The organism is Micromonospora matsumotoense (assembly GCF_050951065.1).
Classification (GTDB): domain Bacteria; phylum Actinomycetota; class Actinomycetes; order Mycobacteriales; family Micromonosporaceae; genus Micromonospora; species Micromonospora matsumotoensis.
Window position 1 is genome coordinate 1,006,868 of record NZ_CP192025.1, and the last position, 13,112, is coordinate 1,019,979.

A 13,112-nucleotide genomic window follows, 5' to 3' on the forward strand; every position below is an offset into this window, starting at 1 on the left:
AAGGTGGCCGTGCAGGACATCATGCCGACCTGGGTGGGGGCGACCGCCAAGCAGATCGCCCGGGGCGTACGCCGGGGCGACGTCTCCGCCACCCAGGTCGTCGCCGACCACCTCGACCACATCGGCCGGGCCGACGCCGACCTCGCCGCGTTCCGTGCGGTACGCGGCGGGGAGGCGATCACCGAGGCGGAGAAGGTCGACGAGCAGGAGGACCTGGCGAACCTCCCGCTCGCCGGGGTGCCGGTCGCGGTCAAGGAGAACACCCCGGTCGCCGGGCTGCCCACCTGGAACGGTTCGGCCGCGGCGCGCACCCCGGTGGCGGAGGCCGACCACGAGGTGGTGCGGCGGTTGCGTGGCGCGGGCGCGGTGATCCTCGGGGTGACCCGGATGCCGGAACTGGGGCTCTGGGCGATCACCGACGACGCGTCCGCCGTCACCCGCAACCCGTGGGACGTCCGGCGTACCCCCGGGGGGTCCTCGGGCGGGGCCGCCGCCGCGGTCGCGGCCGGCCTGGTGCCGATCGCGCACGGCAACGACGGGCTCGGGTCGATCCGCATCCCGGCGGCCTGCTGCGGCCTGGTCGGGCTCAAGCCGGGCCGGGGCGTGGTCCCGTGCCAGCTCGGTGCGGAGGACTGGTTCGGGCTGACCGAGCACGGCATGCTCACCACCACGGTCGCCGATGCCGCCGTCGGTTTCCAGGTGCTCGCCGGGCGTCGCCCGGACACGCTGGTCCCACCGTCCCGGCTGCGGGTCGGCGTGTCGCTGCGCTCGCCGGTGCGCGGCGTCTCCCCGGACGCGCCCAACCGGGACGCGGTGGCCGCCGCCGGTCGGCTGCTCGCCGCCGCGGGGCACGACACCGTACCCGCCGACCCGGTCTATCCGACCGCGCTCGGCCTCCAGGGCATCGCCACCTGGTTCGCCGCCGCCGCGGCAGACGTGCGGGCCGCCGGTATCGACCGGCGCGGCCTGCAACGGCGCAGCCGCCGCCACGTCGCGCTGGGGGAGTGGGCCCAACGCCGGGGGTACGTGCGGGAGGCCGACCGGGCCGCCTGGCGGGAACGCTCCATCGGCTTCTTCACCGACCACGCGGTCGACCTGCTGCTCACCCCGGCGCTGGCCGGGCCGCCGCCGGAGGCCACCGCCTGGTCCGGCCGGTCCTGGCTGGCGAACATGAAGACCAACATCCGGTACGCCCCGTTCGCCGCCCCGTGGAACGTCGCGGGCCTGCCGTCGATCGTGGTGCCGGTGGGTCGCCGGCCGGACGGCCTGCCGGTCGCCGCGCAGCTGGTCGGCCCGCCCGGCTCGGAGCTGCTGCTGCTCGGCATCGCCGGGCAGTTCGAGATGCAGGCCCCGTGGACCCGGCACGCCCCCGGCTACCCCCGGGTCGACACGGGCTCCCCGGCCGTCGCCTGACCCGCCTGCCGCCGGCCGGCCGGGTCCGCCGGCCCGGGTCGTCCGCCGGCCGGCGCGGGTGGGCCGCCCCCGGTCGGTGAGCGGGTCGTCGCTGCTGGTGGCCGGTGGCGTCGCCGTCGGTGCGACCCGGATCGGGTGGCACGATCGGGGCATGACGGAACTGGTCGACCTCGCCGACGTACGGGCCGCCCGGGAACTGCTCGCCGGGGTCACCCGGACCACCCCGCTGGAGCCCTCCCGGCCGCTGAGCGCGGCGCTGGCCGGACCGGTCTGGCTCAAGTGCGAGAACCTGCAGCGCGCCGGCTCCTACAAGGTGCGCGGCGCGTACGTGCGGATCTCCCGGCTGTCGGCCCAGGAGCGGGACCGGGGCGTGGTCGCGGCCAGTGCCGGCAACCACGCCCAGGGGGTGGCGCTCGCCGCCGGCCTGGTCGGCACCCACGCCACCGTCTTCATGCCGGTGAACGCGCCGCTGCCGAAGGTGGCCGCCACCAAGGGGTACGGTGCCCGGATCGAGCTGATCGGCAACACCGTCGACGAGTCGTTGGTGGCCGCGCAGACCTTCGCGGAGCGCACCGGCGCGGTGTTCATCCACCCGTTCGACCACCCGGACGTGATCGCCGGTCAGGGCACGGTCGCCCTGGAGATCCTCGAACAGTGCCCCGAGGTGAGGACGATCATCACCGGGGTCGGTGGCGGCGGCCTGATCTCCGGCATGGCGGTGGCCGCGAAGGCGCTGCGCCCCGACCTGCGGATCATCGGCGTGCAGGCGGCCAGCGCCGCCGCCTTCCCGCCCTCGCTGGCCGCCGGGGAACCGGTCCGGCTGCCGGCGTTCGCGACGATCGCCGACGGCATCGCGGTCGGCCGGCCGGGGGAGATCACCTTCCACCACGTCCGCAAGCTGGTCGACGAGATGGTCACCGTCACCGAGGAGGACATCTCGCGGGCGCTGCTGATGCTGTTGGAGCGGGGCAAGCAGGTGGTCGAGCCGGCCGGCGCGGTCGGGGTGGCCGCGCTGCTGGCCGGCGTCGTGCAGGTGAGCACCCCGACGGTGGCGGTGCTGTCCGGCGGCAACATCGATCCGTTGCTGATGATGCGGGTGATCGAACACGGTCTCGCCGCCGCCGGCCGCTATCTGCGGGTCACCGTGCGCTGCTCGGACCGGCCGGGTCAGCTCGCCTCGCTGCTCACCGAGATCGCCGGGCACCGGGCGAACGTGGTCGACGTGGAGCACCAGCGGGCCAATCCGCACCTGCGGCTCGGTGAGGTGGAGGTGGCCCTGTCGGTGGAGACCCGGGGTGTCGAGCACTCCGACACCCTGATCAGTGCCCTGCGGGCCAGCGGCTATCAGGTGGTCTTCACGGCCGAGGCGTGACATCCGGCGGATGCCACGCCCCGGTGCGTACGCGATGGGGTGTCGTCGGGTCGCGCGGGCCCGGCGGCGGTGCGGCTCAGCCGGAGAACGGCTCGAAGCTGACGATCGTCACCTTGATGTCCGCGCCGCTGGGCGCGGTGTAGGTGCAGGCCTGACCGGGGCGACCGCCCAGGATGGCCTTGCCGAGCGCCGACTCCGGGCTGTAGACCGTCAGATCGGTGGTGGCCGCGATCTCCCGCGACCCGAGCAGGAACGTCTCGGTGTCGTCGCTGTCGTCGTCGAAGTAGATCGTCACGACCATGCCGGGCGACACCACGTCGGCCGTCGGCGCCTCACCGACCTGGGCGGTACGCAGCAGCTCCTTGAGGTAGAGGATCCGGCCCTCGGCCTTGCCCTGCTCCTCACGGGCGGCGTGGTAGCCACCGTTCTCCCGCAGGTCGCCCTCTTCCCGCCGGGCGTTGATCTCGGCGGCGATGACCGGCCGGTTGGCGATCAGTTCGTCGAGCTCGGCCTGGAGGCGGTCGTGCGCGTCCTGGGACAGCCAGGTGGCGGGCGCCTTGTTGTCATTGATGGACACAGGCGTACTCCTCGGATGTGCGTGCTGGCTGACAGGTGACTTACCAACCTACCAGTGGCCCGCACTTTCGGGCATCGTCGATCACCCGGTCGGGTGGGAAGCGACGCCACCGGTGGCTCGCTCGGGGGTCTCGTCGCCGCGCCGCCGCGACCGTCGGTGGCGGTTCAGCCCGCCGGGCGGCAGCGGACCACCTCGCCGATGAACGGCCGCCCGGTGGTGGTGACCCGGTGCCGGGCGGTGACGTGCCGCTGGCCGGGGGGTGCGGTCACCGTGACCTCCTCGTGCCCCACCTCGGCGCCGGCGTGCGAGCGGGCCCGCACCAGACACACCGCCGCGCCGCCCTCGGGCACGGTCACCCGGAAGTCGACCTGTACGCCGGTGTCGCTGATGTCGGTGTAGGTGATCACCTCGGGCTTGTACTCCGGGTCGCCGTAGCGCTGGTAGAGCTGCGTCGCGGCCAGGACCAACCCGGCGATCAGCACGGCCACCAGCGACCAGCGCAGCACCGGGCGGCGACGCTCGGGCTCCCGCCGACGTCCGTACCGGCCGGGCGGGAACACCGGCGCGGCCGAGGGAATTGTGGCGTGCGTCTCGGTCACCGGCGGGTATCTCCTGGCGTTGTTGTCGGTCGCATCGGCAAGAATGACAGAGTCCATCTTCCCAGCCCGGGGCCGAGCCCGGAATGGCAGGTCGGCAGCCGCGCCGACAGGTCACCGCGGCAGGCCAGGCGAGCGACCCGGACCGGGCCGCCGGCGGGCACAGACGAGGAGCGCCCACGTTGGCAGAGAAGCTGCGTCTCATGGCCGTGCACGCACACCCGGACGACGAGTCCAGCAAGGGCGCCGCCACCATGGCGAAGTACGTCGCCGAAGGGGTGGACGTGCTGGTCGTGACGTGCACCGGGGGTGAGCGGGGCAGCGTGCTCAACCCCAAGCTGGACCGCCCCGACGTGTGGGCCAACATCGGCGAGATCCGGCGGGCCGAGATGGACGCCGCCCGGGCGGTGCTCGGCGTCGAGCAGGCCTGGCTGGGGTTCGTCGACTCGGGCCTGCCCGAGGGCGACCCGCTGCCGCCGCTGCCCGAGGGCTGCTTCGCCCTCCAGGATGTCGAGGTGGCGGCCGGGCCGCTGGTCAAGCTGATGCGGGAGTTCCGTCCGCACGTGGTGACCACCTACGACGAGGAGGGTGGCTACCCGCACCCCGACCACATCATGTGCCACAAGATCAGCGTGGCCGCGTTCGAGGCGGCCGGCGACCCGACCCGCCACCCGGAGCTGGGTGCCCCCTGGCAGCCGTTGAAGCTCTACTACGACATCGGCTTCTCCAGGGGCAAGCTCCTGGCCCTGCACGAGGGCACGCTGGCCGCGGGCCTCCCCTCGCCGTACGAGGACTGGCTCAAGCGCTGGGACGAGCGGCCGGACAAGGGTTCGCGGATCACCACCCGGGTGGAGTGCGCGGAATACTTCCCGGTCCGCGACGACGCGCTGCGCGCCCACGCCACCCAGGTCGACCCGGACGGCTTCTGGTTCCACGTGCCGATGGAGATCCAGCAGCACGCCTGGCCGACGGAGGACTTCCAACTCGCCCGCTCGACGGTCGAGTCCCCGCTGCCGGAGTCCGACCTGTTCGCCGGGGTACGGGAAGCCGCCCATGCCGGGTGACCGGCGGTCGGGGCTACGCTGACACTCCACCGCACATCGGAGAAAACACCATGCTGAACGTTGTCCAGGTGCTCGCGGAGAACAACTTCGGGGACACCCGCACGGGCGGCCTGGCCGGGCCGATGGGCCTCTTCCTCATCGTGCTGCTCGGCACCGCCACCGTCCTGCTGATCCGCAACATGAACTCCCGGCTGCGGCGGCTGCCCGAGCGGTTTCCCCAGCAGGGCGGCCCGGTCGAGACCGATCGGACCGATTCGTCGGCCACCGGTCCGTCGGACGGGACAACGGGGCAGGAATCACGTACGAACCTGCCCAGCGGCCACCAGCAGCCCTGAGTGGGGTGACCGGGGCGTGAATCACGCCGATCCGGGTCGTCGCCCCCTGTTGCGGCCACCCGGATTGGCTTAGCCTTCCGCCGGGGGACGAAAGTCCCTAGAGCCGTGCGCGGGAGGGGGTGCCATGACCGTCGTAGCCGCGTTCGTCCGTCGCGCCGTCGACGGCCCCGCGGACGGAGCCGGGCGGTGACCTCCGGCATCCCCGGCGCGTCCGACGACGGGCCGGAGCCGCCGGACACTCCGCTGCGGGTGCGTGTCCTCACCCTCGCCGTGGCACTGACCGCGCTGGTGGCGGTGGCGATCGGCCTGCGCCTGCCGACCGCGCTGCCGCCCGACGACCCGCTCCCGCCGGCGGCCCGGTTCGGCATCGTGGCCGCCGTGTTCGCGATCGCCCAACTCGCCCGGTTGAGGTTCCGCACCGCCACCGGCATGGTGAGCATCACCTGGGGCGAGGCGGCGCTGATCGGCTGCCTCTACCTTGCGCCGGCCGGCTGGTTGCCGGCCGCCGCGCTGCTCGGCACCGGCACGGCCTGGACGATCATGTCGCTGGCCGCCGACCGCCGTCCCCCGGTGGAGTTGCTGCGGATCGCCGCCTCGCTGACGGCGGCCACCGCGCTCGCCGTCGCCGTCACCACCGCGATCGGCGAGCCGTTGCTGGCCGGCCCCACCCCGGCGCTCGTGCCCGCCCTCGTGGCCGGTGCCGTCACCTACCTGCTGACCACCGCCGGGCTGGGCGGGGCGACCCTCGCCCTGCGGCACGGTGTGGCGGTCGGTCCGGCACTGCTCGTCGCGCTACGCGGCAAGGTGCTGATGTTCGTCGGCAACGTGGTGGTCGGGCTGGTCGTGGTGGCGTTGCTGGAGGTCGACCCGCGCTGGCTGCTGCTGCTCCCACCGCTGCTCTGGCTGCTCCAGCAGACCTACCGCCACCGGCTGCGCGCCGATCAGGAACAGCGCACCTGGCGGGCGTTCGCCGAGGCCACCGCCGCGCTCAACCAGCTCGACGAGCGGGGGGTGGCCACGGCGGCGGTGACCGGCGCGTTGACCCTGTTCGGCGCCGAACTGGTGGACGTCGACGTGGTCCGGGGCGACGGCCGGTGGCGGCGCTATCGGGGTGACGCCTCGGGCCAGGTGCGGGACCGGGAGGCCGGGCCGCCCGGCGGGGCCACCGTGGACACCCACGAACTGGTCCGGCCGCTCGTCGTCGGCGACGTCCAGGTCGGACAGTTGCGGGTCCGGTTCCCCTCCACCGGGCCGCCGAGCGACCGGGAACGGGACGCGGTGGCGGCCTACTCCGACGCATTGGCCGCTGCGCTGCACGACGCGGCGACCCATCGGGAGCTGCGGCTGGTCAGCGCCCGCTCGTCGTACGACGCGGTGCACGACGCGCTGACCGGGCTGGTCAACCGGACGGCCATGCTGACCAAGGGCGACCAGGCGTTGCGGCAGCTCGCCCACGACCATCCGGTGGCGCTGCTGCTGCTCGACATCGATCAGTTCAAAGAGGTCAACGACACCCTCGGACACGCGGCCGGCGATCAGCTGCTGCGGCTCACCGGCAACCGGTTGGGCACCCTGGCCCGCTCCGGTGACCTGCTCGCCCGGCTCGGTGGCGACGAGTTCGCCCTGCTGCTGACGTCGGTCCCGGTGCTCGGTGACCGGGCCGCCCCGATGGCGTACGCGCTGCGGCAGGCCCGGGAGATCGCCGAGCGGCTGGCCGCGCCCACCGAGGTGGCCGGAGTGCGGATGTCGGTAGAGGTCTCGGTGGGGGTGGTGGTGGCCGGGGCGGGCACCGCCGACCTGACCGAGCTGCTGCGCCGGGCCGACATCGCGATGTACCAGGCGAAGGAGGGCGGCGGCAGCGTCGCCGCGTACGACAGCACCCGGGACGCCGCCAGCACCGACCAGTTGGCCCTGCTGGCCGAGTTGCGGGAGGCGTTGCAGGCCGACGACCAGCTGGTGCTGGCGCTGCAACCGGCGGTCGACCTGAGCACCGGCGCACCGACCGGGGTGGAGGCGCTGATCCGTTGGCAGCACCCCCGGCGGGGCTGGCTCGGCCCGGCCGACTTCATCCGCCCGGTGGAGAACAGCGAGCAGCTCGGCACCTTCACCCGGTATGTGCTGGACAAGGCGCTCTCGGTGGCTGCCGAGTGGGCCCGGGACGGGCTGGACGTGCCGATCTCGGTGAACCTCTCGGCCCGCAGCCTGCTCGACCCCCGGCTGCCGGCGGAGATCGCCGACGCGCTGCGCCGCCACCAGGTGCCGGCGCACCGGCTGGTCCTGGAGATCACCGAGACGGTGGTGATGAGCGAGCTGGAGGTGATCGACGAGGTGCTGGCGACCCTGCGGTCGATGGGCGTCCAGTTGGCCGTCGACGACTTCGGCACCGGCTTCTCGTCGCTGTCGTTCGTGACCCGGATCGCGGTGGACGAGTTGAAGGTGGACCGGTCCTTCGTGATCCGGATGGCCGACTCGCCGGAGGCGGCGGCGATCGTCCGGGCGACTGTCGGTCTCGCCCACGAGTTGGGGCTGCGGGTGGTCGCCGAGGGGGTGGAGACTGCCGAGCAGCGGGCCGCGCTGGTGGCGTTGGGCTGCACTGCCGCCCAGGGCTACCACTTCTTCAAGCCGATGCCGGCCGACAAGATCGGCGCGGTGCTCGGCTCGCTGCGTGACTCCGCCGAGTCGAACGTCTTCCCGCTGCGCGCCGACGGCGCCTCCTGACCGGGCCGCAACCCCGCCGCAACCCCGCCCGTCCCCGCCCGGTCCCGCCCGTCCCCGCCCGGCCCGTCCCCGCCCCGCCCGCCCGGTCCGCCTGGTCCGCCCTGTCCGCCCGGCCCGCTTGCCCGGTCCGGGTCTGCGCGCCTGCCGGGGTCTGTCCGCCTGCCCGGTCCGTTCGGTCCGGGGCGGCTTGCCCGCCCGGTCCGCTCGCCCGTTCATCGTGATCGACTCAGGAGGGTCGATGTAGCGGTATCCGGCTGGCCGGATACCGCTACATCGGCGACATTGCGAGCAAGGCATGCCCGGGCGGGCGAGTGGGAGCGGGGTGGGGGTGGGGTCAGCCTCGGGGGAGGACCTCGGCGACGACTGACGGCATCGCGGCCCAGTCGGCGGAGGCGACGCTGGCGTGGGCGGCGGCGAGCTGGGCGAGCCGGGCCCGGGCGGCCGTCGGATCGGTGTTGCCGACCGCCGGGGGGACGTTCTGCGCGTCGGTCATCACCAGCAGGTAGTGGTTGGTGTCGTACCAGGAGGTGTCGATCCCACCGGTGACGTACGCGCTGGCGTCGCCGTCGAACAGCACGAACCACGGACGAAGGCTGGTGTCGGCGTACCGGCTGCGCGGGTCGCCGGACTGGGCCCGGTGCACCGCGGGAAACGCCTGCGCCTGACCCAGGGTGCCGGCGGCCGACAGGCCGGCCAGGTGCTGGGCGTACTCGATGTCGGTCCACAGGGTGTCGGTCGGGTTGCCCTCCTCGACGGTGCCGGGGATCAGCTCCACGATCACCTTGCCGGCGAGCTGCCCCCGGGTCGGCCAGCCGTTCGCGCGGGCGGCGGCATCCAGGGTGGCGTACCCGCCGCGCAGGTCGGCCGGGCGGAACACCCGGCTGCCGAGCCGGGCGGCGAGCACCGCGTCGAGCTGGACCGGTCCCTGCCCGGTACGGCTGCTGAAGCCGGTCTTCAGCTCCAGCTTGAGCTGGAGCGGCCCGGCGTCGGGGTGGGCGTCGAACCAGAGCCGGATGTCGTCCAGGCAGTTCTCCAGGTTCTTGTTGCGGGTGCCGGTGTAGAGCTGCGCGGGGGTGGTGGCGGCGACGCAGTTGTTGTCGTTGCCCAGCGGGTTGGAGTGGCTGACCCGCCACTGTTTGGTGATGATGTCCGGCCAGACGTCCAGCTCGATCAGGCCGGGGCGGGCGTCGAGCGCCTGCGCCAGATAGGTGTACGTCCCGCGTTCGTACGCGTTGTGCGTGCCGACCACGGTGGTCGCCGAGACCCGGGTGCCGGGGTCCACCGCAGCCGAGGCGGGGGCGGTGGTGCTGAACACCGCCGCGGCCACCGCGACCGAGGTGAGCGCCGACAGGAGACGGGAACCGCGCATGGGGGTACCTCCTCGCAGGGCCGGTGCCGGTCACCGCACCCGCACAGATCAAAGACGATGAATGTGAACGAGGGAAGGCCCGGTTTCGGCGGGACGGTTGCCCCGGCGGGTGCGCCCGGGGGTGGACAGGGCCGTCGGGTGAACCGACTCGCCCAGGCCACCTCGCCGTATCTGCTCCACCACGCCGACAACCCGGTCGTCCAACTCGGCCGCGTCGTCTGGCGGTCGGTCGCGCCGGCAGCACCACGCGGGTCTACCGCCTCGTCCTCGGGGTGACGAACCAGCCGGCGGGGGTGTCCAACTCGCCGGCCGGGGGTGACAGCCCGAGCGGGGCGGGGTCACCCGAGGTTCCTAAGGCCATTGAGAAGAAGGGCCGCGCTGGCGCGGGACTGGCGTCGGCGCTCGCCGAGCTGGCTGTACGTCCGCGCAGGGCTACCACTTCTTCAAGCCGATGCCGTCGGACAGGATCGCGACGTGCTCCGCTCGCTGCCGGACTCCGCCCAGGCGCGGATCTTCCCGTTGCGCGCCCGACGGCGCCTCCTAGCCCCCGGGGGGCCTAGGACCACCCCCGCTGGATCGGCGGGTTGACTTTGACGTTACGTCAACTTCTAACCTGGACCGGCACGACGAGATCAGGGCTGGACGGCGAGATCAGGGGTGGACGGCGATGGAATGGTCAATCCAGGACCTCGCCCGTTCGGCCGGGACGACCAGTCGGACCCTGCGCCACTACGGGCAGGTCGGACTGCTGGCTCCGAGCCGGATCGGTCGCAACGGTTACCGCTACTACGACCAGGAGTCCCTGGTACGGCTGCAGCGAATTCTGCTGCTGCGCGAACTGGGCCTCGCCCTGGCCGATATCGGCCAAGTGCTGGACGGTGAACGGGAGCCGACGGCCGCGCTCCGCACCCATCTGCGGCTCCTGTTGCGGGAGCGCGAGCGGATCGGGCGGCAGATCGAGTCGGTACGGACCACGCTGCGCAAGACGGAAGGAGGTGAACAACTCATGGTGGAGGAAGTGTTCGACGGCTTCGACCACACCCAGTACGAGCAGGAGGTGACGCAGCGGTGGGGCCGCGAGGCGTACCAGCGGGCGGACCAGTGGTGGCGCTCGCTCAGCGATGCCGACAAGAAGGCGTTCCAGCAACGTCAGCTCGACATCGCGGCCGACTTCGGCCGGGCGCACGACGTCGGCATCCCGGTCGAGAGCGACGAGGTGCAGGCGATCACCCAGCGCCTCTACGACTGGCTGTCGCTGACGACCGGGACGGTGACGAAGGAGTACTTCGTCAACCTCGGCGAGATGTATGTCGCGGACCCGCGCTTCACGGCGAACTACGACGTGCATGGCGACGGCACGGCGGTATTCACCCGGGACGCGATGAAGGTCTACGCCGAATTCGTCCGGGACGCGATGAAGGTCTACGCCGAGCGGAAGCTCAGCGGCTGATCCGGGCGGGCGGGGCTGCAGACCCGCTCACCCGCGTACGGGGGGTTATGGTCGTCGGGTGAATCGACTGGCCAGCGCGACCAGCCCGTACCTGCTCCAGCACGCCGCGAATCCGGTGGACTGGTGGCCCTGGTCCGCCGAGGCGTTCGCCGAGGCCCGGCGGCGCGACGTCCCGGTGCTCATCTCGGTCGGCTATGCCGCCTGCCACTGGTGCCACGTGATGGCCCACGAGTCGTTCGAGGACGAGACGGTCGGCGCACTGGTCAACGCCGGCTTCGTGGCGATCAAGGTGGACCGTGAGGAGCGGCCCGACGTGGACGCCGTCTACATGACCGCCACCCAGGCGATGACCGGTCAGGGCGGCTGGCCGATGACGGTCTTCGCCACCCCCGACGGCACCCCGTTCTTCTGCGGCACCTACTTCCCGAAGCCCAACTTCGTCCGGCTGCTGGAGTCGGTCGGCACCGCGTGGCGGGAGCAGCGGGAGGCCGTGCTGCGGCAGGGTGCCGCGGTGGTCGAGGCGATCGGTGGTGCCCAGGCCGTCGGCGGCCCCACCGCCCCGCTCACCGCCGACCTGCTCGCCGCCGCCGCCGCCCAACTCGCCAACGAGTACGACGAGACCAACGGCGGCTTCGGCGGCGCACCGAAGTTCCCGCCGCACATGAACCTGCTCTTCCTGCTCCGGCACCACCAACGGACCGGTTCGGCGGAGAGCCTGGAGATCGTCCGGCACACCGCCGAGGCGATGGCCCGGGGCGGCCTGCACGACCAGCTTGCCGGCGGGTTCGCCCGCTACTCGGTGGACGCCCACTGGACGGTGCCGCACTTCGAGAAGATGCTCTACGACAACGCCCTGCTGCTGCGGGTCTACACCCAGCTGTGGCGGCTCACCGGGGACCTGCTGGCCCGTCGGGTGGCCCGGGACACCGCCCGGTTCCTCGCCGACGAGCTGCACCGGCCCGGGGACGGCTTCGCCTCCGCCCTCGACGCCGACACCGACGGGGTGGAGGGCCTCACCTACGCCTGGACCCCGGCCCAGCTCGTCGAGGTGCTCGGCGAGGACGACGGCCGGTGGGCCGCCGACCTGTTCGACGTCACCGAGGAGGGCACGTTCGAACACGGCACGAGCGTGCTCAGGTTGGCCCGGGACGTCGACGACGCCGACCCGGAGATCCGGGACCGCTGGCGGGGTGTGGTGGGCCGGCTGCTGGCCGCCCGGGACACCCGCCCCCAACCGGCCCGCGACGACAAGGTGGTGGCCGCCTGGAACGGCCTGGCGATCACCGCGCTCGTCGAGTTCCTCCAGGTCGCCGCGATCCGGGTGGCCCCCGACGACGAGGACGCCAACCTGATGGACGGGGTCGCCATCGTCGTCGACGGGGCGCTGCGGGACGCCGCCGAACACCTGGCGGGCGTGCACCTGGTCGACGGTCGGCTCCGCCGGGCCTCCCGCGACAAGACGGTGGGTGATCCGGCCGGCGTGCTGGAGGACTACGGCTGCGTGGCCGAGGCGTTCTGCGCGCTGCACCAGCTCACCGGCGAGGGACGCTGGCTGGAGCTGGCCGGCGGCCTGCTGGACGTCGCGCTGGCCCGGTTCGCCGCCCCGGACGGCGGCTTCTACGACACCGCCGACGACGCCGAACGGCTGGTCGCCCGGCCGGCCGACCCGACCGACAACGCCACCCCGTCGGGCCGGTCGGCGGTCGTGGCGGCGCTGACCGCGTACGCGGCGTTGAGCGGGGAGACCCGCTACCGGGAGGCGGCCGAGGCGGCCCTGTCGACGGTCGCGCCGATCGTCGGCCGGCACGCCCGGTTCGCCGGGTACGCGGCCACCACCGGCGAGGCGCTGCTCTCCGGGCCGTACGAGATCGCGGTGGTCACCGACGACCCGGCCGGGGACCCGCTGGTCGCCGCCGCGCACCGGCACGCCCCACCCGGCGCGGTGGTGGTGGCCGGCCGGCCCGACCAGCCCGGCGTGCCGCTGCTCGCCGACCGGCCGCGGCTCGACGGACGGCCCACCGCGTACGTCTGCCGGGGGTTCGTCTGCCAGCGCCCGGTGACCTCGGTCGAGGACCTGGTCGCCCAGCTCACCTGAGCCGGCCCCGCCCGGGGTCCGCGGGCTGTCCGCCGGGGCGGCGACCGGCTCGGGTGGTCGCCCACGGCGAGCGGTGACCGGTTTCGGGTGGCCGTCCGCCCAGCCGGGTGGCCCTCGGGCCGG

The 13,112-nt window shown here is 73.3% G+C and carries 10 protein-coding genes; 7 read left to right on the top strand and 3 right to left on the bottom strand.

The window, feature by feature from the left end:
- The first annotated feature begins 3 nt into the window (after positions 1-3).
- Complete coding sequence (locus ACQP1S_RS04830; protein ID WP_432903421.1) at positions 4-1,413, top strand: amidase; 1,410 nt, start codon at positions 4-6, stop codon at positions 1,411-1,413.
- A gap of 151 nt (positions 1,414-1,564) precedes the next feature.
- Positions 1,565-2,785 (top strand): threonine ammonia-lyase, encoded by a 1,221-nt coding sequence (gene ilvA, locus ACQP1S_RS04835; RefSeq protein ID WP_432903424.1) that lies wholly within the window; start codon positions 1,565-1,567, stop codon positions 2,783-2,785.
- 76 nt (positions 2,786-2,861) lie between these two features.
- Here ilvA and greA read toward each other — a convergent pair whose 3' ends face one another.
- Entirely contained in the window at positions 2,862-3,362 is a 501-nt protein-coding gene (gene greA / locus ACQP1S_RS04840; RefSeq protein WP_176739058.1) for a transcription elongation factor GreA, read from the bottom strand.
- 164 nt (positions 3,363-3,526) lie between these two features.
- On the bottom strand, positions 3,527-3,961 hold the full coding sequence (locus tag ACQP1S_RS04845; protein ID WP_432907804.1) for a DUF4307 domain-containing protein: 435 nt from the start codon (positions 3,959-3,961) through the stop codon (positions 3,527-3,529).
- Positions 3,962-4,140: 179 nt separating this feature from the next.
- Between ACQP1S_RS04845 and mca the strand changes: the two genes are divergently transcribed.
- The 3 genes from mca (at position 4,141) to ACQP1S_RS04860 (ending at position 8,075) form a co-directional block, all read left to right on the top strand.
- Entirely contained in the window at positions 4,141-5,022 is an 882-nt protein-coding gene (gene mca / locus ACQP1S_RS04850; protein ID WP_432903427.1) for a mycothiol conjugate amidase Mca, read from the top strand.
- Positions 5,023-5,072: 50 nt separating this feature from the next.
- The gene (locus ACQP1S_RS04855) at positions 5,073-5,357 is read left to right on the top strand and encodes a hypothetical protein (protein ID WP_432903430.1); all 285 of its coding nucleotides are present in this window, start codon (positions 5,073-5,075) and stop codon (positions 5,355-5,357) included.
- A gap of 243 nt (positions 5,358-5,600) precedes the next feature.
- Positions 5,601-8,075, top strand: a complete 2,475-nt coding sequence (locus tag ACQP1S_RS04860) for a putative bifunctional diguanylate cyclase/phosphodiesterase (protein WP_432907806.1) — start codon at positions 5,601-5,603, stop codon at positions 8,073-8,075.
- 334 nt (positions 8,076-8,409) lie between these two features.
- Here the strand turns inward: ACQP1S_RS04860 and ACQP1S_RS04865 are convergent, their stop codons facing one another.
- Entirely contained in the window at positions 8,410-9,444 is a 1,035-nt protein-coding gene (locus ACQP1S_RS04865; protein WP_432903433.1) for a phosphatidylinositol-specific phospholipase C domain-containing protein, read from the bottom strand.
- Positions 9,445-10,111: 667 nt separating this feature from the next.
- On the opposite strand from ACQP1S_RS04865, the gene ACQP1S_RS04870 reads away from it, so the two are divergent.
- Positions 10,112-10,894, top strand: a complete 783-nt coding sequence (locus ACQP1S_RS04870) for a MerR family transcriptional regulator (protein ID WP_091248274.1) — start codon at positions 10,112-10,114, stop codon at positions 10,892-10,894.
- A gap of 58 nt (positions 10,895-10,952) precedes the next feature.
- Positions 10,953-12,989, top strand: coding sequence for a thioredoxin domain-containing protein (locus ACQP1S_RS04875; protein ID WP_432903437.1), 2,037 nt, complete (start codon positions 10,953-10,955; stop codon positions 12,987-12,989).
- Positions 12,990-13,112 lie beyond the last annotated feature (123 nt).